Source organism: Pseudocnuella soli (assembly GCF_004347775.1).
In the GTDB taxonomy this organism is placed as follows: domain Bacteria; phylum Bacteroidota; class Bacteroidia; order Chitinophagales; family Chitinophagaceae; genus Flavisolibacter; species Flavisolibacter aquaticus.
Map to the genome: position 1 here is coordinate 1167933 of NZ_CP037755.1, position 20677 is coordinate 1188609.

Sequence of the window (20677 nt, forward strand, 5' to 3'; positions counted from 1 at the left end):
AGTTATTAAATGATGAGAAAGTTATTTCAAACAGGATGCCCGGCACCGTTGTGGATGCTCCTAGTGCCGGTAATGCTTTGCTCAGCTTGTTCCGATAACAGTTACAGTTCGCCGCGGGGTTACGACCTGCACCGGCCGGTGGTCCGCGAACTGGGAAAAAGTCTCAACGAAATATCCGGAATTTTTTACGTGCCCGGCGAAGATGCACTGGTAGCCATTGCCGATAGCAAGGACAATATTTTCCGGATTGATCTGCGGCGGGAAAAGCTGACCGACAAGGTAAAGGACTTTTATGAACAAGAAGATTTTGAAGACATCGTGCAACTCGATAGCTCGCTGTTTGTTTTGATTTCAAACGGCAGCATTGTGGAAGTGCCCCTGCAGCGCCCCGACAGCGTGAATGTATTTGCCCTCAACCCCGATGGCAAAAACGATTTTGAATCGTTGTATTATGATCCTGTGGCCAAAGGCCTCATCATGCTGTGCAAGGAATGCGATATGGACGATGCCACTAACGGCCGCTCCGCGTTCCGGTTCGATTTGGAAAACCGCCGGTTTGATTCCGAGCCTTTTTATACCATCAACGACAGTGAGGTGATGAAGGTGCTGAAAAACGACGATGTGAAATTTAAACCATCCGCCGCGGCCATCCACCCGCTGGAAGGAAGGCTGTACATACTGGCTTCGGCAGGGCAGGTGCTGGTTATTGCCGACAGGCGGGGCAATGTGGCTGAAGTGTACCGCCTCAACCCCGACCAGCACCCGCAGGCCGAAGGCATTGCCTTTGCCCCCAACGGTACCATGTACATTTCCAACGAAGGCAAATACGGCTCCGCTACCCTTAAAATGTATAATTACAACAAAGCCCTGCAGCGGCAAACCCAAACCAAGAAGTAATCATGAAGCACCCTGTGGTATTGATGCTGTTGACCCTTTTTTCCTGGTGTGCCCATGCGCAGGAAGACAGCATTCAACAACGTATTTTTTTAATTGGCGACGGCGGCGAACTGCACAATGGTAAGCAGGTGGTGGTAGACTGGCTAAAAAAGAACGTGGACTGGAACGATACCCGCAACGTGGCCATCTATCTCGGTGACAATATTTACCCATTGGGCCTGCCCATGGAAGGCGAGGAAGGCTATAGCTTTTACAAACGCATCCTCGATAGCCAAATCGACCTGGTGCGGGGAAAAAAAAGCAAGGCCTATTTTGTAATGGGCAACCACGATTGGATGAATGGAAAGATCGGCGGCTGGCAACGGGCCATCAACCAGATCAATTACATCAATGAACTGGAACTGGAAAATATTGCGGCGCAGCCCACCGATGGCTGTCCCGGCCCCGTGCCCATCGAAATCAGCGACAAAGTGGTGCTGGTGATGATGGACAGCCAATGGTTCCTTTACCTGCACGATAAACCCGGCCCTGGCTCCAACTGTTCTTCGAAAACGGTAGAAGAATTTGCCACCGAGCTGGCCGAAATTGCAGCTTCACATCCCAACCAATTGCTGGTGCTGGCCATGCACCATCCTATGTATTCGCATGGCTCGCATGGCGGCGATTATACTTGGAAAGAACACTTATTTCCATTTACCGCTGCGCGTAAAAATCTATACATCCCGCTGCCTGTTTTGGGCTCCATTTATCCCATTGCCCGCGGCGTTTTTGGCAACGTGCAGGATCTGAAACACCCGCTGTATCAAACCATGATCGATGTGATCGAGCCCATTTTAAAAAGCCATAAAAGCGCCATTGCGGTGGCCGGCCACGAGCACAACCTGCAGCTGATTGAAAAAGACAGCGTGCACTATATTGTAAGTGGCTCGGGCGCCAAGCTTACCCGCCTCAGCGAAAAAGGCAAGATGGGCAAGCTGCTTTTTTCTGATCTCAATTTTGGATTTGTACAAATACAGGTACGCAAAAGCGGCCGCGTTACGTCCAGTTTTTACAACATCAACAGCAAAGACCTGTCGGACCCCACGTTTGAGCGGGACCTGAAGCCGATTGATACCGTGCTGCAGCAAATACCAAAAGATTCTATCCCGCAATTGCCGCCCAATATTTTGCTGGCTGCCAACCCAAAGTTGGAAGGCAGCAAGCTGAAAAACTTTTTCCTGGGCGAAAACTACCGGTCGGAGTGGACCACACCCATCAGCATGGAAGTGCTGGACCTGGGCAAAGAACAAGGCGGTCTTACACCAGTGCGCCAGGGTGGCGGTAAGCAAACCCGATCGCTGCGCGTTGAAACAAAAGAAGGCCGCCAGTGGGTCTTGCGGTCTATTGAAAAGTTTCCGGAAGCTGCCATTCCACCCGATCTGCGTACGCCATTTACAAAGGCAATAATAGAAGACGGCATTTCGGCATCGTACCCGTTTGCGCCGCTGTCGTATGGGCCCATGGCCAATGCGGTTGGGTTGCCGCCCATACGCCGCAAACTGGTGTACATCCCCGACGATCCAAGGCTGGGGCGCTTTCGCAACGTGTTTAAAAACTCGATGGCGGTGCTGGAAGAGCGGCAGCCGGTGTGGGTAAAAAAAGCATACAACACCGAAGAACTGGTAACGCGTTTGGCCAAAGACAACGACGACCATGTGGACCAGCGTGAAGTGCTGAAAGCAAGGCTGCTCGATAACTTCATCATGGATTTTGACCGCCACGACGACCAGTGGCAGTGGGCTACCCGCGATACGGGCAAGGGTAAAATCTATTACCCCATTCCCCGCGATCACGACCAGGCGTTTTTTGTAAACGAAGGGCTGGTGCCCAAACTGGCCCGCAAGCCCTGGTTTGCGCCGGAGTTGCAGGGTTTTGACGTGCGGGCAAAAAACATCCGCACTTTCAACAAGCCTGCCCGCAATTTCGACCGCTTTTTCATGAACGAGCTGGACTGGTCGGTTTGGGAACGACAAATAGATACGTTTTTAACAGCCATGACCGACAGCGTGATGGCGGTGTCGTTGCGGCGCCAACCCAACGAAACCGAACGCAATCATATCTACGAGATTTTCAGCAAACTGCAACAGCGCCGCTATGTTTTTCGCGATGAAATGCGCAAGTACTACAACTTTATTTCGTCGGAAGTAAACGTGGTGGGCACCAACCAGCGGGAGTTGTTTTTGGTTAATAAAAACGACAGCGGTTATGTAGATGTTTCGGTGTTTAAAATAGACAAACAAGGGCAGCGCAGTTCCCGCATTTACCAGCGCCTGTTCAATCCATCCGAAACAAAAGAGATCCGCCTGTTTGGTTTGAAAGACAACGATTCGTTCCAGGTAAGCGGCAGCAAAAGCCCCATCCGCATCCGCATGGTGGGCGGGCCCGGCGAGGACAAGTTTTTAAACAACAGCGATGGTGGTAAAAAAGTAATCGTGCACGATGTGACGTTTGAATCGAACCGGTTTGAAGGCGACACTTCGATTTTTGCAAAACAGGTATCGGCTAACCCACGGCAAAACATGTACAACCGGCAATTTTATAAATACGGTTATGTGCATCCCAACGTTTCGTTAGGCTATAATATTGATGATGGTTTATTCCTGGGCGGCCGTGCCGAGTGGTTCAAACAAGGATTTAGAAAAGAGCCGTACAAGGCCCGGCATATGCTGGTGGCACGGCGTGCATTGAAAACTTCGTCTACACAGTTCCGTTGGGAAAGTGAATACGTGCAGGTGTTTAAAGCCACCGACTTGGTGCTGCGTGCCGATGTGCGGGCACCAGTGAACGTGACCAACTTTTTTGGTATTGGCAACAATACAGAGTTCGATCAGTCGGCTCCCGGCCGCGGCGACCGGTTTTACCGTGTTCGCTACAACTATGCCGATGCCTCGGTACTGTTGCGCCGCCAGTTGCAGTCGTGGTTCCGTATTTCTTATGGCCTTACTTACCAGGGCTTTCAAATGAAACAGCAGGAAAATGAGGGCAAATACGTGTCGGAATATTTTGCTGCAAGCGATGGTAATGACCTGTTTCGTGCACGGCACTACATGGGTGCCTATCTGGGCCTCGACATCAACTCGCGGAACAACCGCGTTATCCCCACCCGTGGCCTCGGCTTCGACATGAAAATACGGCCCATGTTTGGCCTAAATGGTGTGAGCAACAACATGACGCAGTTAAGCGCCGACATGCGGTTGTTTGCTTCGTTTGAGCCTGCTGCAAAACTGGTGTATGCCTTCAGGCTGGGTGCGGGGCACAACATGGGTAATTATGCTTTTCAGCAGGCGCAATACTTAAGCGGCACCGAAAACCTGAGGGGCTTCCGCCGCGACCGTTTTGCCGGCCGCTCGATGGTGTACAACAACCTGGAACTACGCATCAAAATTGCCGACTTCAACACGTACCTGTTTCCCGGACAAGTGGGTGCATTTATCTTCAACGATGTGGGCCGTGTGTGGGAACGGGGCGATCCTTCGGGCCGCTGGCATGTGGGCAATGGCGCCGGTATTTATGTTTCACCCATACGCCGCTTTGTAATAACGACAACGGCTACCCGAAGCAAGGAGGAAAAGTTTTTGCCGATGGTGCAGTTTGGATTTTTCTTTTAATTGGTGCGGCCACAAGTGGATACACTGATTGGTTGAATAACTTTGCCAGTGGCCAAACCTACAATAACAACATGACCAATATAAAAGTAATAGCTTTCGATGCCGACGATACGCTGTGGATCAATGAACCTTATTTCAGGGAAACGGAAGAAGCTTTTTGCCGGTTGATGGTGGACTTTTTACCACCACACACTGCTGCCCGGGAGCTACTGCAAACCGAGATAAAAAACCTGCCCTTGTATGGCTACGGCATCAAAGGTTTTATGCTGTCGATGATTGAAACCGCACTCCATATTTCGGGCGGAATGGTAGATGCCAATGGCATTGATAAAATCCTTGAGTTAGGTAAAGCATTGCTGGCCCGACCCATCGAGTTGCTGGAAGGCGTGGAAGAAACTTTAGTGGCTTTAAAATCGCGGTACCGGCTGGTGGTTGCCACTAAGGGCGACCTGCTGGACCAGGAGCGAAAGCTGCGGCTGTCGGGCATTGAGCACCATTTTCACCACATCGAGATCATGTCGGATAAAGGCACCCGCGATTATCAAAAGCTGATCAAACATCTCGACATTCAGCCCGATGCGTTCATGATGATCGGCAACTCGTTAAAGTCGGATGTGCTGCCCGTGTTGGAGTTGGGTGCACATGCCGTACATGTACCTTTTCATATCACGTGGGAACACGAGCAGATCCATCAGAAAATTGAACATGCTCATTTCAGGGAAGTAAAACATGTGCGGGAACTGCTGCCTGAACTGTTGGCTTGAAGTGCTTAATGCAATTACATTAAAAACCTTACTCTTTAAAATTAGAACGCCTCGACGGATGTTTTCCGTTGAGGCGTTCTAATTTATTTGAAACATGTGTTTCGATATTGATGCCAAGTCGCCATTGCAGTAGCTTTCTTTTAAGGAGCATCTGTCATGCCGAACTCGTTTCGGCATCTCCTTCTTTTAGCGGGGTTTATAAAAGCATAAGGAGATGCCGAAACGAGTTCGGCATGACAACTCCGAAATTCAAAAATCCTGCTTGATGGCATGTTGATTTAAAATGCTTACAGTGATGCGTTTTGCTCAAAAGCCGTCTGCTGCACTTCGGCAAACCCATTTCCGAACTAGTATATTTAGCATTGAATTGTTAGCGGTTTAAACTTGGCTAGTTGCTGCCCTTCCTTTTCATTTGCGATTTTCACAACGGTTTTACCGGAATACACATATTAAAGATGTGCAGGTTTTGCGGGTGTGTCTTGGCATCATTCAAGTGATTGATGTAAAAATTGCGGTGGTCAGGCTGATAACCGTTCTGTTCAAACCACACCTCAAAGATGTAGTCCCAAGTAGTGAAGCACTCCTCCAGGCTGGCTTCTTTATGCACCACCGCATAAAGCCCGCCGCTAATGGTTGTTGTACCAATAAGCCCTTCACCAGCTGTATTTTCTGGTACCGTTAAACAAACATCTGCCTGCACCCGTCCGGATAAGTTTGCATTACTTCGGTAAACGGTCAACGCCTGTGTGTGTGGAAAGTTGATCAGCCTTTTCGGAGCTGCCCAATTGAACAAAAGATCAAACATTTTAGCGAAGGTGGCGCTGTCATGGATATGCACATCCAGGTTGCGCACATATGCAACATTCAGTTCAGGAAGTTCATTCACTTTGATGTTAAGTTCTTTTTCCTTGCTCGTATTCATTATTTCCATTTGATGTAATTTATGAGCAAGGTAGTTTTCAACAGTAAGGGGCTCGTTGCCGGTCTTGCTTTCCTCTTTGCAGATCTTGCTATTGTGATAGACTGCTCGCCATTGGGTAGCACTCACCTTTTTTACCTCCTTGAAACACCTGGAGAAAGCAGAAGTATCACTAAACCCGCACTCCAATGCAATGCTGCTGATTGATTTTGACGGATGGTTGACAAGGTAAAATAGGGAACGCTCAATTCGCGATTGAACAATAAACTCGTTCAGCGCAGAACCGGTTACTGACTTAAAAATGCGATGAAAGTGAAATTTGGAAAAGTTAGCCTGACAAGCCAGTATTTCCAACGACAGTTCATTGTGTAGGTTAGCCTTGATGAAGTCAATGCTTCTGTTTATTCTGAAATAGTATTCTTTAATTGACTCTTCCTTTGTCATGCAATGTTTTTCCTGCCGTAAAATAGTTTAAAAGTTACCTGTTTGAATAACTGCAACGGCTTCCCGCTAACTTTTACTGTAGCACGCCAGTTCAATCAACGCACTATACCGAAATAGGGCTGTCATTGCATGATGGTTTTGCTTTTTTGCAGCTGCAATTGGTAAATGCATAAGCCACCTTTATATCCAACAAAGAACTTTACACACATTTTTATCAGTCCACAAATAAGAAGGGAGCAATTACGATTGCTCCCTTCTTATTTTTCTATTACAAGCCATCAGGCATTCCCTACAAACTACCCCTTAAACCCACATGTATCATGCCCCGTTCCTCTGATTTTGCAAACGCCAGCGACACCCTTAATTTATGATAAGGCGAGATGATCAGCCCCGCACCAACGCTTTTGTGCAACAGGTCCGAGGTTTCGCCGGGCTGCCAGATGCGGCCGGCATCAAACAATCCAAAAAGCCCCACTGTGCCGTTGAACCAATAGCTGCGGAACGGGAACAGGTACTGCAATTCGTTTTGCGTATAGAAAGCTGTTTTACCCCAAAAACGTTCCCGCCGAAAACCCCGCAAAGTAGGCCCGCCGCCAATCACGGCCAGTTGAAAAAACTCAGGCTCGCCGGTTACCGCTTTTACGCCACTCAGCATGCTCCACACCACCCGTTTCCCAAACGGGATAAATGAATTAAGGCTGGCGTCGTAACTCATGATTTCTCTTTCGCGGTCTTTCAGGTTTTGCATGTACGTGGCGCTCCCTTGCACCAGCAGGCCTTTGTGTGGCACGATCGCGTTGTCCAGGCTTTCAAATCCATACGTTACCCGCCCACCGGCAAACTGCCGATTGTCGAATACTTTAGGATTGCTGCTCGAAATGAATTTAGCCACATAGCGGTCGGTATCGTTGCGTACCTGCACCGTTTGCACCACACCCGACACACCAAAGCTGTGGCCGCGGCCAAAATTGCGCAGCAACCCGATGCTCGCATTGCCAATTTTGGTGCGCATGCGGTAAAAATTATTGTCCTCAACTTGTGGAGGCGATTCGTTGCCAATGCCAAAAAAGTTGGTCCACCGCACCGCGTCGTATTCCAGCGACACCAACCCGTTCCAGCGGCCAATCAATTCGGTAAAAATGCCTTCGTACCCGGCGCTGATGCCGCCCTGCAAAATGGAGTAATTCAACTGCAGGCGGTGCTGCTGCGCAAAAGGTTGTTTGCGCCAGCCCATTTTGGTCCATTGGTAAGTAAGGCCTGCATAAATGCGGTCGGTGTTGTTGTAAAAAATTATGGGCGAAAGGCCGCGGCGGTCAAATGCAAGATCTTCCCACTCGTAGCGGTGCACCGATGTATTGTTGCGCAGGTGCTGGCGCACCAGCCTGCTGCGCAGGGGCCGCACGGTTCGGTTGTCGTAATAATGCACGCCGCTGCGGCTGGCGCCAATTAGCGTATCGTTGCCGGGGCCGCCAATCATGCGCACCTTTATTTTGCGGCCCGGTGTGCCTCCCACTTCAAACTGGTCGCTGCCGCCACGGCCATACACATTTACCGAACGGGTTTCTCCGTCGTCAAAATTGCGTTGAAACAGCTGCGTTGTTGCGCTGCCATCCACCGGTGTTACCGATATATTAAGGCTGCCATCACCGGTACCGCTCACTGCAATGCGTTCGTTCGATTGCGTAGCCGAAACATTTACCTCGCGGGCCAGCAGCTGGTAGTAATCCATAGCATACTGCACCAGTTGGCTGCGGCGGCTTTTTAGTTTGGTTAAAATAGTTTGCGCCGAAAATGAAAGCACTTCGGGCGGCATTTGCCGGATGGCCTGTTGCAACACATCATCGGAAAGCGCCTGCCGCAATTCTTTGGCAATGGTTTCCCAATCGTTGCGCGTCAGGTTGCTGGTAAACCGGTGGTCTAAATAAAGCGCTGTTTCATTTAATTTTCTCGGGTCGGGCATTTTCGCTTCAAATGGCACCAGTCCTTTTGGCTTGGCCACCACCCGGGCTATTTTCACCAGTCTGCCTTCGTACAGCGGGTATGCGCCTTCATAACTTTCGGTAAATGGTGTAAACACTGTTGCGCCACCTTCCTGGCGGGCTATCCAGCGCCAGTCGGCCTGGCGCCGCAGGCCTATGCCCAGCAACATATCCAGCAGGCGGCTGCGCAAATACGCCTTTTCATCCACGCGGTATTGCGCCGAGCTGTCCAGCAGCTCCAGCAACCGGTTGGTGCGCACCACGTCATACAACGTATCGGCCCGTTGCGAAAAAGGCTGTTGGTGCAACAGGTACAAGCCGTTGCCCATGTCGCCGGCATGCGGGCCCAGCGCACTGTGTTGGGGTAAAAAAAGAAGCTGCACCGGTGCCGAGGGCAAGCCAGCCGCTGCCGCCATCGGCGCTACCGTAAGCGGTGCATAGGGGTGATATGCCGATGCCAGGTCGTTGGCAAAACCGGAAACAATCGTGTTTTGATAAATCTCGGGAAGCTGCCGCTCGGGGTAAGTACGTACCGGCCGCAGGGCAAACATCTGGCCGCTGGAATTGTGCAGGTACAAAACATGCGCTGCGCCTACATTTTCCGACCGCAGCGGCATCAGCCCGCCGTGTAATTGATCAATTGTTGCGGATGGCGCCTGCACCGGCACCGACCACTCGAGGCGGTAGCGGCGGCCCAATGAGCCTTCATTTGAAATGCCGTTGATAAAGGAAGATTCGGGTGCCACCGACCGCATCAATGTGGTGTCGCTGGTGGCGGGTACCTGGCCACTAACGGGGCCGCATAAAAAAGATAATCCTGCAAACAAGCTGCACCAAGGCAGCATCCAACCTGTTCTGTTGCGCATGTTCCAATATTTAGGCCTGGCTTTTATTAAATCCTGTTTCGCAAACATCTGCCATTGCCCTTCAATAGAATTCTAAAAATCTTGCCACTAGTTTATTTGCCCGCATGGGCACTGCTTATTCCAATGTTTTATTAAAAGGCAAAACCTGAAGTGCGGTTTAATTGCAGCCATCAGCCAACAAAAAAGCACCTTCCAAAGGAAGGTGCTGTATAAGATGACAGGCTATTATTTATGCAAATTTGGTAACACCCGGAACGGCTACAGGGTAGAAGCCATCGGCATTGGGCAGTATGGGCGGCTGCGCATCCCACGCATATGCCTTGGGTTGCAGGTTGATGCCCGAGTTGAGTGCTTTATCCCACTGCACCACCTGGCCGCTATAAGTAGCCATGCGGCCCAGTATCGAGGTCATGGTGCTGTAGGCGCCGTTTTCTGCATCCGAGAATTTGTATTCGCCTTTTGCAATGGCTGCAAACAGCTCATCGTGCTCGGTTTGGTAAGGGTTGTTTTCGGTTTTTTTGTCAAACTGGTAGAGCACGTTGCCTTTCAGGTCCACAATGTTGGCAGCGCCAGCCTGGATGCGGCCTTTGGTGCCCACCAGCAGTTCGTCCACCTTGCTCATGGTTTTGGGCTGGTGACGGCACTGGCTGTTTAGAATAGAGCCATCGGCATAATGAAACTCCACGTAGTGGTGGTCAAAAATTTCGCCGTGGTCCTTGCCTTTGCGTACCTCGCGGCCACCCATGCCCTGGGCTTTCACGGGGTAGGCGCCTTTAAACCAGTTTACCACGTCGATGTTGTGGATGTGTTGTTCTGCAATATGATCGCCGCACAGCCAGTTGAAATAATACCAGTTGCGCATTTGGTATTCCATTTCGGTTTGGCCCGACTGGCGTGGTTTTACCCACACACCATCGTTGTTCCACCAAGCCTGTGCCGATACGATATCGCCAATCAGGGCCTTGCGCTTATAGAGCTCACGGTAAGAGTTTTGATAATGGCGCTGCAAACCTACCACCACATTCAGTTTTTTCTGCTTGGCAATTTGTGCTGCCGCCAGTACTTTTTGCACACCTGCAGGGTCGGTAGCCACAGGCTTTTCCATAAATACGTGTTTGCCCTGCTTGATGGCTTCTTCAAAATGCAGTGGCCTGAAGCCCGGAGGGGTAGCCAGGATCACCACATCGGCCAGCGGAATGGCTTTCAGGTATCCGTCGAAGCCCACAAAGCGGCGCTCTTCCGGCACGTCAATTTTGGTGGTAATATCACCGCTGCCCGATGCAGTGGCGTTTTCTTTCGACATCAGCGACTTATAGCAGCCATCGAGGCGGTCTTTGAAAGCATCGGCCATGGCCACCAGCTTTACATCCTGCTTGCTCAGCAGGGCCTGCAGTGCTGCACCCGTCCCGCGTCCGCCGCAGCCTACCAGGGCCACTTTAATGGTGCCGGGGGCGCCAGAAAAAAAGTTGGCGCCTGCCAGGTTGGGCAATATGGCCATGCCGCCGGCAAGGAGGGCTGATTCTTTTACAAAATCTCTGCGGGATTTTTGGGCGTTCATAATGACAAGTTTATGCGTTAAAAGGTGTGAGAAATTTCGGTTGGTTTTCGCTACCGGGTTGCATTTGCGAGGTAAAAGATAAATATTTTATAAATGATTGGCTACCATTTCTACCGCTTTTCTCCAACGGCAGTGTTTGGATGCACCATTTTACTGCCCCAGGTGCAGCTTGTAAAATGCTTCTGCTTCTTCGGCGGTGGGCTGCTTCAGGGGGCGCACCACGCGGAAGCCTACAAAATGCCCATCGGTAAGCCACCAGCGGCTTTTGGGAATTTGCGGGTCGCGTTTGTTCCAGTCGGGCTGCCACGAAAGGCGTGCTGCTGGGCGAACTCTTTCCGCTGCTTCTTCAAACGATCCGCCCCGAACGCCTTTTGGATGCCGGTTTTCCGGGGTGATCTGCGGATCGGTAGCGCCATCGGTTACTTTGCTATAATATTTTTCATCAAACTGGTCCAGCGTCCATTCCGATACATTGCCCAGCATATCATACAAGCCCCAGGCGTTTGGTTTTTTCTGTCCCACTTTATGATATACTTTACCGCTGTTGCCGGCGTGCCAAGCATAGTCGCCCAGTGCGGCTGCATCGCTGCCAAACGGGTAAGTGGTAGTGGCACCGGCACGGGCTGCATATTCCCATTCGGCTTCGGTAGGTAGTCGGTAAAAATGCCCTGTTTTTTGATACAGCCAACGGCAATACATCATGGCCGTAAACTGCTGCATGCTGTTGGCCGGGAAACCACCGGTTTTGCCCATGCCCCAGGTAAGATCGATATACTGAGAAGTGGGTTTGGTCACCGCATCCACATCCGAGTTGGTGGGTGTGCCTTCGTCTTCAAAAAATACGTTGAACTCGTCGTGGGTTACTTCATGGGTGCCCATCCAAAAAGGACTGATCGTTACTTTCTTTTGCGGTCCCTCACTGGGCAATGCGCCTTTTTCGCCTGCAGCAGCGCCCATGTTAAAACTGCCGCCGGGTATGGGCGCCATGCCAAACTTGATGTTGGTTCCTTTTAGGGTTTCTTCGTATGCTTTAAACGAAGCATCGGTGTTTTGGGCAGCAAGCGAAGTGGCTGCACACAATAGGGTGGAAAGCAAATAATGTTTTACGTTGTACATCTTGGGTTTAAATGTATGGATAGTTTTTATTCGAACCGCAGCGCCTGATGTTATTGTGCAACGGTTTGCATTAATGCGGTTTTGTTATACGTAAATATTTTATCTTGTCTGCCTAACGAAACCAAACATGCAACGCCGCAATTTTTTAAGAAATAGCCTGGCTGCCACTGCAGCCGCATTTGCGCCTGCCACGCTTTTGGCAAAAGAAGAAAACAGCGCAGCAAACATTAACCTGGGCCCCGATGCGGGTAAGCCGTTTCAAATGGATTATGCCTTTCACGACGGCATGTTTAAAAACAATGGCGGCGCCGATTTTATTGATCAAATAAAATGGGCACACGACCAGGGTTTTCGCAGCATTGAAGACAATGGCATGCTGGGCCGATCGGTGGAGCAGCAACAAAAGATTGGCGATACGCTGGCCAAGCTAGGCATGACGATGGGCGTGTTTGTAATTGATGGCGGCGACAACTGGAAAACATCGCTGGCCACAGGCAAGAAAGAATTTCTTGATAAATTTTTGGACACCTGCAAAAAGTCGATTGATGTAGCCAAGCGTTGCAATGCAAAATGGGCCACGGTAGTGCCCGGTTATTTTGAGCGGCGTTTGCCCATTGGCGTACAAACAGGCCATGTGGTGGATGCATTGCGCCGCGGTGCGGAAATATTGGAACCCCACGGGCTGGTGATGGTGCTGGAGCCGCTGAGCGATAACCCCGATTTGTTTTTGCGCACCTCCGATCAAACCTATGCTATTTGCCGTGCGGTTAATTCGCCGTCGTGCAAAATATTGTTTGATATGTACCACATGCAGCGCAATGAAGGCAACATCATTCAATACATGAACTTGGTGTGGAGCGAAATTGCTTACTTCCAGATTGGCGATAACCCCGGACGAAAGGAGCCCACTACCGGCGAGATGAATTACAAGAATATATTCAAACACATTTACGATAAAGGTTACCGCGGCATCATGGGTATGGAGCATGGCAATGCACGGCCCGGTAAAGATGGCGAGCTGGCACTGATTGCAGCTTACCGCGAGGTGGATAGCTTTAAGGCAGGGGCGTAGGGGAGTCGTGAAATGTCAAACGTCAAACGTGAATCGTCAAAGGTGAGTGGCGAATGGTGAATGAGTTGTTGAGATGAATAGATATAGAAATGTAGTAATTGACTGCACTGCATCACTTCATAAATAAAAAAGCACCGCATGAATGCATGCGGTGCTTTTTTATTTATGAAGTATGTATGAAGCGAATGGTGTTGAGTAAAAAAACATTCACCATTCACCTTTGACGATTCACGTTTGACGTTTCACGTCCCTCACGTTCTTAGCTCTGCGGAGTTTCCAGCAGTTTAAAGAACTGATCCAGTTGTGGCAGGATCACGATGCGGGTACGGCGGTTGAGGCTGCGGCTGTTGTTATCGTCGTTGCTGGCTACAGGCATGTACTCGCTGCGGCCACCGGCAGTCATACGCTTTGGATCAAGTTTAAATTGGTTTTGCAAAATGCGCACAACGGCAGTTGCACGTTTGGTGCTCAGGTCCCAGTTGTCAACAATGCAGGCATTTTTAATGGGAACATTATCGGTGTGGCCTTCCACCAGAAACTCAATCTCTGGTTTAGCGTTCAGCACCTGTGCTACTTTACCCAGCACGGTCATGGCACGATCAGAAACTTCGTATGATCCGCTGCGGAACAGCAGTTTATCAGAGATAGAAATAAATACGGCGCTCTTCTCTACTTTGATTTCGATGTCTGAATCATTTATATCATTGAGTGCACTTTTCAGGTTCATCACCAAAGCCATGTTCAAGGAGTCTTTGCGGGCAATAGAACGCTGCAAGTCGGTGATGTATGCGTCTTTCGCACCAATATTATCCATCGACTTTTTGATGCTCTCTGCCTGTGCGCTGGAGATCACAGACAGGTCACGCAGTTGATTCACCATCAAGTTGTTGTTTTCCTTTTGCGAAGCCAGTTGCTGACGTGCCATTTCCAGTTCCGATTCCAGTTGCGAACGACGGCGGGCAGCTTCGGCTTCATCGTCGCGGCACTTTTTCAGATCGTTCTGTACTTGCACATAATAGTCATTAAGCTTTGTGTACTTCGATTGTTCTGCTTTAAGGGCTTTACGGCTAACGCAGGAGGAAAGCAGGATAACCAACGCTGCGGCAAACAACAGTGATTTTTGCATCATATTCAGTTGAAGATTTAGTATATAAAAACACGGACGGGACCAAAGTTAGGAGAAACAAATTGCGAAGACCTGTTTGTGGTCAGCTTTTCAGCCTAATGTAAGGTTAATAGAAAAAGATAGTAATGTATGATGCCTACTGTGGTTGGTGTTTAATCTATTATATACTGCCTATGTTCTATTGCGGCATATAGGTAATTGCAAATGTCATTAGCTAGCTGCCCTTGTTTTCTTTTTATAATAATCCGACTTTTCTGCGCACCTTATTGTGCTCATCTATATCTTTGCACCCGCTCATTGAAACAAAACAGAATCACAAAGAGGTTTGGAGATACAAAATCAACTGATTTTCTTTCTCTAAAAAAACTTTTGGTCGTTTGGGTCAATTCTCTTTATCTTTGCACTCCCGAAAACGGGGAATGGAGTTCTTTAAGTGGTTGGTTTTTAGGTAGTTGCGGTGTTTTTAAGAAAGGAGAAGCACTAAAATTTCTGAAAAAACTTTTGGTTGTTGTGTTTGGTTCTCTTATCTTTGCACTCCCAATTACGAAAGAGGGGTTTGTTTAAAAAATAGTTCTTTATTGTTTTTTAGGGTGTTTGGTGTAGCTGATTTAGGTGATTGGTTATGACCTGAGGGGATCGCATCCCTGGGCGCTTACGAAAAAGGGGTACTGCTGATAGGGTGGTATCTTTTAAGATCTTTGAAAGTTTGGAAGCAACAGCACGGTACATTTTATATGTACCAAATAACATTAGGTAATCAAATAAAGCGAATAACATTAATTATTCGATTTTTTGACTCGTTAATTAATCCTTGAGATTATTAATTAGTCAGGAATTGGACACTTCATTTACAATGGAGAGTTTGATCCTGGCTCAGGATGAACGCTAGCGGCAGGCTTAATACATGCAAGTCGTGGGGCAGCATGGTGTGTAGCAATACACACTGATGGCGACCGGCAAACGGGTGCGGAACACGTACGCAACTTACCCTTAAGTGGGGGATAGCCCGGGGAAACCCGGATTAATACCTCGTAACACTGTGAAGTGGCATCACTTTATAGTTATAGCTCCGGCGCTTAAGGATGGGCGTGCGTCCCATTAGGTAGTTGGTTGAGGTAACGGCTCACCAAGCCTGCGATGGGTAACTGGTGTGAGAGCACGACCAGTCACACGGGCACTGAGACACGGGCCCGACTCCTACGGGAGGCAGCAGTAAGGAATATTGGTCAATGGACGCAAGTCTGAACCAGCCATGCCGCGTGGAGGATGAAGGCCCTCTGGGTTGTAAACTTCTTTTATGGGGGACGAAACCCCGGATTTTTATCCGGCCTGACGGTACCCCAGGAATAAGCACCGGCTAACTCCGTGCCAGCAGCCGCGGTAATACGGAGGGTGCAAGCGTTATCCGGATTCACTGGGTTTAAAGGGTGCGTAGGCGGGTTTGTAAGTCAGTGGTGAAATCCCGAAGCTTAACTTCGGAACTGCCGTTGATACTACAGGTCTTGAATACTCGGGAGGTGAGCGGAATATGTCATGTAGCGGTGAAATGCTTAGATATGACATAGAACACCGATTGCGAAGGCAGCTCACTACAGAGTCATTGACGCTGAGGCACGAAAGCGTGGGGATCAAACAGGATTAGATACCCTGGTAGTCCACGCCCTAAACTATGGATACTCGACGTGTGCGATATGACAGCATGCGTCTGAGCGAAAGCATTAAGTATCCCACCTGGGAAGTACGACCGCAAGGTTGAAACTCAAAGGAATTGGCGGGGGTCCGCACAAGCGGTGGAGCATGTGGTTTAATTCGATGATACGCGAGGAACCTTACCTGGGCTAGAATGCTGAGTGACCGCGGGTGAAAGCTCGTTTTATAGCAATATACACTCAGTAAGGTGCTGCATGGCTGTCGTCAGCTCGTGCCGTGAGGTGTTGGGTTAAGTCCCGCAACGAGCGCAACCCCCATCAGTAGTTGCCATCAGGTAACGCTGGGAACTCTACTGAAACTGCCGTCGTAAGACGCGAGGAAGGAGGGGATGATGTCAAGTCATCATGGCCTTTATGCCCAGGGCTACACACGTGCTACAATGGGGCGTACAAAGGGCTGCCACTTAGCGATAAGGAGCCAATCCCAAAAAACGCCTCTCAGTTCAGATCGCAGTCTGCAACTCGACTGCGTGAAGCTGGAATCGCTAGTAATCGTATATCAGCAATGATACGGTGAATACGTTCCCGGACCTTGCACACACCGCCCGTCAAGCCATGGAAGCCGGGGGGACCTGAAGTCGGTAACCGCAAGGAGCCGCCTAGGGTAAGACCGGTAACTGGGGCTAAGTCGTAACAAGGTAGCCGTATCGGAAGGTGCGGCTGGAATACCTCCTTTTTAGAGCGCTTAGCTTTTGGTTACTATTATTTAGGTAATAGCAAACTAAAACACTTGATTGCTTAATGTGCTGTTGTTTCCAAAATCTTTCAAAACTTGTTTTTCAAAAACCAGTTCTTTTACTTAAACTCTTAAGTAACCCGACAGACAATGTAGAGGGGCTTACTACAGAATGAAACATTCAGATCCGTAGCTCAGCCTGGTTAGAGCACTACACTGATAATGTAGGGGTCAGCAGTTCAAATCTGCTCGGGTCTACCAAAAGAGAAGAAAGCTGCAAGCCGCTAGCTACTAGCTGCAAGCTTAAAGCTAGATTCCTTTTATGGGGGATTAGCTCAGCTGGCTAGAGCACCTGCCTTGCACGCAGGGGGTCAACGGTTCGAATCCGTTATCCTCCACTTTTTAAAAGTCCGTAAAGTCGGAAAAGACGGTAAAGTCAGTAAAGTAGTTCTTTCAAACTTAGTTAGATGTGGGGTATGGCTTTTAGGCCTGGAGGTTCGCAACCTTAATACTTACAGATAAAACGCGAGAAGTTAATAGCGCAATGCTTGCAGCTTCTGCAGTTTAAGTTCTTTGACATATTGGAAAGCAATTGTAGTAGAAATAATGCTATAGTTAGCCAAGATCACAATGATAGTTTTTTTGCATCACTAAATAATTTTGGTGGTCTGAAGTCAATCAAAGTGGTTGGGTAAATACAATTTTCACAAATTGAATTAGATAAATCTAAAAAGATTTAAAGCACATAAGGGCGCATGGTGGATGCCTAGGCTCTGAGAGGCGATGAAGGACGTGGTAAGCTGCGATAAGCCAGGGGGAACTGCACACGAGTGATATATCCCTGGATCTCCGAATGGGACAACCCAGTACGCTGAAGGCGTATTATCTCGAAAGAGAAGCCAACCCGCTGAACTGAAACATCTAAGTAGGCGGAGGAAAAGAAAATAAACAAAATGATTCCCTAAGTAGTGGCGAGCGAACGGGGAAGAGCCCAAACCTGTGGGGCGTGCTCCATGGGGGTTGTAGGACTGCATTTAGAAACACTCATCAAGCTGAACCATCTGGAAAGTTGGGCCATAGGGCGTGAAAGCCGCGTAAGCGTACATTGAGTGGGACGAGCAGTATCCTGAGTAGGGCGGGACCGGAGAAATCCTGCCTGAATCTGCCAGCACCATCTGGTAAGGCTAAATACTCCTCAGAGACCGATAGTGAACCAGTACCGTAAGGGAAAGGTGAAAAGCACCCTGAATAAGGGAGTGAAATAGTACCTGAAACCGTGCGCCTACAAGCGGTCGGAGCTACGTTTACGTAGTGACGGCGTGCCTTTTGCATAATGAGCCTACGAGTTGCTCCTCACTGGCGAGGTTAAGTTCTTATTTAACGGAGCCGTAGCGAAAGCGAGTCCGAACAGGGCGTTCAATTAAGTCAGTGGGGGCAGACGCGAAACTTTGTGATCTATCCATGGGCAGGATGAAGGTGGGGTAACACCCAGTGGAGGTCCGAACCCATTAGCGTTGAAAAGCTATGGGATGACCTGTGGATAGGGGTGAAAGGCCAATCAAACTGAGAGATAGCTCGTTCTCCCCGAAATGTTTTTAGGAACAGCGTTGCATTAATTAGAGTTTATGAGAGGTAGAGCTACTGATTGGGCTAGGGGGCTTCACCGCCTACCAAACCCTGACAAACTCCGAATGCTCATAAATGCTATGCAGCAGTGAGGCTGCGGGCGCTAAGGTCCGTGGCCGAGAGGGAAATAACCCAGAATAGCAGCTAAGGTCCCCAATACATGGTTAAGTTGGACAAACGAGGTGGCGTTTCTATAACAGCCAGGATGTTGGCTTGGAAGCAGCCATTCATTTAAAGAGTGCGTAACAGCTCACTGGTCGAGAGACGCCGCGCGGAAAATAATCGGGCATCAAACCATGAACCGAAGCTCTATGATTGCACTTTGAGTGTATATCGGTAGGGGAGCATTGAAACCTGCGTTGAAGGTGATGGGTGACCATTGCTGGAGTGGTTTCAAACGAAAATGTAGGCATAAGTAACGATAATTAAGGTGAAAAACCTTAACGCCGAAAGTCTAAGGGTTCCTGATCAACGTTAATCGGATCAGGGTTAGTCGGGTCCTTAGGTGAACCCGAAAGGGGTAGCTGATGGAAAGCTGGTTAATATTCCAGCACCCACTGTAGTTTCGATGGGGTGACGCAGTATTGAACCTTCCCCGCACTTACGGAATAGTGCGGTTAACCGTGTAGCTATAGGTTTTGCAGGCAAATCCGCAAGACTTGGCAAAGCGGGAAAGTACACCAAAGCTTCGGCTGCGGTGAGTGAAGTTAAAAGCTGCCGAGAAAAACCTCTAAGGTTAGGCTACAGCGGCCCGTACCGCAAACCGACACAGGTAGACGGGATGAATATTCTCAGGCGCTCGGGTGAGCCGTGGAGAAGGAACTAGGCAAATTGACGCTGTAACTTCGGGATAAGGCGTACCATAGCGATATGGTCACAGTAAAATGGTTCAACCAACTGTTTAACAAAAACACAGGGCTCTGCAAAATCGAAAGATGACGTATAGGGCCTGATACCTGCCCGGTGCTGGAAGGTTAAGGAAGGGTGTTCGACCGCAAGGTCAAAGCTCCTGACTGAAGCCCCAGTAAACGGCGGCCGTAACTATAACGGTCCTAAGGTAGCGAAATTCCTTGTCGGGTAAGTTCCGACCTGCACGAATGGTCTAATGAGTTGAACACTGTCTCCTCCACGAGCCCGGTGAAATTGTAGTATCGGTGAAGATGCCGGTTACCCGCCACGGGACGGAAAGACCCCGTGAACCTTCACTACAACTTTGCATTGATTTTGAACAACGGGTGTGTAGGATAGTTGGGACGCTATGAAGCAGCCTCGCCAGGGGTTGTGGAGCGGTCGTTGAAATACCAACCTCTCTTTGTTTAGAGTCTAATCCCTTTCGAGGGAAACAGTGCATGGTGGGTAGTTTGACTGGGGTGGTCGCCTCCTAAAGTGTAACGGAGGCTTGCAAAGGTTCCCTCAGTACGGTTGGTAATCGTACGCAGAGCGCATCAGTATAAGGGAGCTTGACTGTGAGACCTACAAGTCGAGCAGGGACGAAAGTCGGCTGAAGTGATCCGGTGGTTTCTATATGGAAAGGCCATCGCTCAAAGGATAAAAGGTACTCCGGGGATAACAGGCTGATCTTTCCCAAGAGCTCATATCGACGGAAAGGTTTGGCACCTCGATGTCGGTTCGTCACATCCTGGGGCTGGAGAAGGTCCCAAGGGTTCGGCTGTTCGCCGATTAAAGTGGCACGTGAACTGGGTTCAGAACGTCGCAAGACAGTTCGGTCCCTATCTGTGGTGGGCGCAAGAAAATTGAGTGGACATGACCTTAGTACGAGAGGACCGGGTCGTACGTACCGCTGGTGTATCGGTTGTGCCGCCAGGTGCAGTGCCGAGTAGCTATGTACGGACAGGATAAACGCTGAAAGCATCTAAGCGTGAAACCTTCCACAAGATGAGTTTTCTTTTAAGGGCCGCAGCAGACTACTGCGTTGATAGGCTACAGGTGTAATCGTAGTAATACGTTCAGCCGAGTAGTACTAATTGCCCGTACGCTTTAATTTTATTATCTAACTAACATTATAGTTTACTACAAACTTGCTTTCCAGTATGTCAAACAATATTGATGGTGGTTTTTCCGAGGGTGTCCACCTCTTCCCATACCGAACAGAGAAGTTAAGCCCCTCATGGCCAATGGTACTGGAGTAGCAATGCTCCGGGAGAGTAGGTAACCGCCAATCTTATTAACATCAAACAAACAAGCCCCACAGAAATGTGGGGCTTGTCGCATTAAAGGAAGAGAGGGAAAGAGATTAAGGCAATGACTAGTCTGAACG

At 49.3% G+C, this 20677-nt stretch carries 10 protein-coding genes, 2 tRNA genes and 3 rRNA genes; 10 read left to right on the plus strand and 5 right to left on the minus strand.

All coding sequences use genetic code 11. The features are described from left to right. Nucleotides 1-9 precede the first annotated feature (9 nt). The 3 genes from EPD17_RS04980 to EPD17_RS04990 all read left to right on the plus strand — a co-directional run bounded on the left by EPD17_RS04980 (nucleotide 10) and on the right by EPD17_RS04990 (nucleotide 5308). A complete protein-coding gene (locus EPD17_RS04980; RefSeq protein WP_132052290.1) occupies nucleotides 10-897 on the plus strand; it encodes an SdiA-regulated domain-containing protein in 888 nt (295 codons plus the stop codon). A gap of 2 nt (nucleotides 898-899) precedes the next feature. Further along, nucleotides 900-4544: a BamA/TamA family outer membrane protein gene (locus tag EPD17_RS04985; RefSeq protein ID WP_132052292.1), complete on the plus strand. Its 3645-nt coding sequence runs from the start codon at nucleotides 900-902 to the stop codon at nucleotides 4542-4544. Between the two features lie 71 nt (nucleotides 4545-4615). Further along, nucleotides 4616-5308, plus strand: coding sequence for an HAD family hydrolase (locus EPD17_RS04990; RefSeq protein WP_114236563.1), 693 nt, complete (start codon nucleotides 4616-4618; stop codon nucleotides 5306-5308). A 421-nt stretch (nucleotides 5309-5729) separates the two neighbouring features. Here EPD17_RS04990 and EPD17_RS04995 read toward each other — a convergent pair whose 3' ends face one another. The 4 genes from EPD17_RS04995 to EPD17_RS05010 form a co-directional block, all read right to left on the minus strand. Further along, nucleotides 5730-6671 (minus strand): AraC family transcriptional regulator, encoded by a 942-nt coding sequence (locus EPD17_RS04995; protein ID WP_132052294.1) that lies wholly within the window; start codon nucleotides 6669-6671, stop codon nucleotides 5730-5732. Between the two features lie 289 nt (nucleotides 6672-6960). Further along, nucleotides 6961-9516: a BamA/TamA family outer membrane protein gene (locus tag EPD17_RS05000; RefSeq protein WP_165929526.1), complete on the minus strand. Its 2556-nt coding sequence runs from the start codon at nucleotides 9514-9516 to the stop codon at nucleotides 6961-6963. A 229-nt stretch (nucleotides 9517-9745) separates the two neighbouring features. After that, nucleotides 9746-11074, minus strand: coding sequence for a Gfo/Idh/MocA family protein (locus EPD17_RS05005; RefSeq protein ID WP_114236545.1), 1329 nt, complete (start codon nucleotides 11072-11074; stop codon nucleotides 9746-9748). A gap of 150 nt (nucleotides 11075-11224) precedes the next feature. Then, the gene (locus EPD17_RS05010; RefSeq protein WP_132052298.1) at nucleotides 11225-12190 is read right to left on the minus strand and encodes a formylglycine-generating enzyme family protein; all 966 of its coding nucleotides are present in this window, start codon (nucleotides 12188-12190) and stop codon (nucleotides 11225-11227) included. 127 nt (nucleotides 12191-12317) lie between these two features. Between EPD17_RS05010 and EPD17_RS05015 the strand changes: the two genes are divergently transcribed. After that, nucleotides 12318-13262: a hydroxypyruvate isomerase family protein gene (locus EPD17_RS05015; protein WP_132052300.1), complete on the plus strand. Its 945-nt coding sequence runs from the start codon at nucleotides 12318-12320 to the stop codon at nucleotides 13260-13262. A gap of 259 nt (nucleotides 13263-13521) precedes the next feature. On the opposite strand, the gene EPD17_RS05020 is transcribed toward EPD17_RS05015, so the two are convergent. Beyond that, on the minus strand, nucleotides 13522-14391 hold the full coding sequence (locus tag EPD17_RS05020) for an OmpA/MotB family protein (protein WP_114236548.1): 870 nt from the start codon (nucleotides 14389-14391) through the stop codon (nucleotides 13522-13524). Between the two features lie 294 nt (nucleotides 14392-14685). On the opposite strand from EPD17_RS05020, the gene EPD17_RS05025 reads away from it, so the two are divergent. The 6 genes from EPD17_RS05025 to rrf all read left to right on the plus strand — a co-directional run bounded on the left by EPD17_RS05025 (nucleotide 14686) and on the right by rrf (nucleotide 20581). Next, entirely contained in the window at nucleotides 14686-14952 is a 267-nt protein-coding gene (locus EPD17_RS05025; RefSeq protein WP_132052302.1) for a hypothetical protein, read from the plus strand. A 286-nt stretch (nucleotides 14953-15238) separates the two neighbouring features. Then, nucleotides 15239-16773: ribosomal RNA gene (locus EPD17_RS05030) — 16S ribosomal RNA — on the plus strand. A 183-nt stretch (nucleotides 16774-16956) separates the two neighbouring features. Next, nucleotides 16957-17034 (plus strand) — tRNA-Ile (locus EPD17_RS05035). Nucleotides 17035-17097: 63 nt separating this feature from the next. Next, nucleotides 17098-17171 (plus strand) — tRNA-Ala (locus EPD17_RS05040). A 337-nt stretch (nucleotides 17172-17508) separates the two neighbouring features. Next, nucleotides 17509-20404 (plus strand): 23S ribosomal RNA (locus EPD17_RS05045). A 61-nt stretch (nucleotides 20405-20465) separates the two neighbouring features. Next, nucleotides 20466-20581 (plus strand): 5S ribosomal RNA (rrf, locus tag EPD17_RS05050). The 16S, 23S and 5S rRNA genes sit together here with 2 tRNA genes alongside, the layout of an rRNA operon. Nucleotides 20582-20677: the final 96 nt, after the last annotated feature.

Excerpts from the sequence above, each read along its gene's own strand:
- EPD17_RS04980 (WP_132052290.1), top strand. The coding sequence starts at position 10 with ATGATGAGAAAGTTATTTCAAACAGGATGCCCGGCACCGTTGTGGATG.
- EPD17_RS04985 (WP_132052292.1), top strand. The coding sequence starts at position 900 with ATGAAGCACCCTGTGGTATTGATGCTGTTGACCCTTTTTTCCTGGTGT.
- EPD17_RS04990 (WP_114236563.1), top strand. The coding sequence starts at position 4,616 with ATGACCAATATAAAAGTAATAGCTTTCGATGCCGACGATACGCTGTGG.
- EPD17_RS04995 (WP_132052294.1), bottom strand. The coding sequence starts at position 6,671 with ATGACAAAGGAAGAGTCAATTAAAGAATACTATTTCAGAATAAACAGA.
- EPD17_RS05000 (WP_165929526.1), bottom strand. The coding sequence starts at position 9,516 with ATGCGCAACAGAACAGGTTGGATGCTGCCTTGGTGCAGCTTGTTTGCA.
- EPD17_RS05005 (WP_114236545.1), bottom strand. The coding sequence starts at position 11,074 with ATGAACGCCCAAAAATCCCGCAGAGATTTTGTAAAAGAATCAGCCCTC.
- EPD17_RS05010 (WP_132052298.1), bottom strand. The coding sequence starts at position 12,190 with ATGTACAACGTAAAACATTATTTGCTTTCCACCCTATTGTGTGCAGCC.
- EPD17_RS05015 (WP_132052300.1), top strand. The coding sequence starts at position 12,318 with ATGCAACGCCGCAATTTTTTAAGAAATAGCCTGGCTGCCACTGCAGCC.
- EPD17_RS05020 (WP_114236548.1), bottom strand. The coding sequence starts at position 14,391 with ATGATGCAAAAATCACTGTTGTTTGCCGCAGCGTTGGTTATCCTGCTT.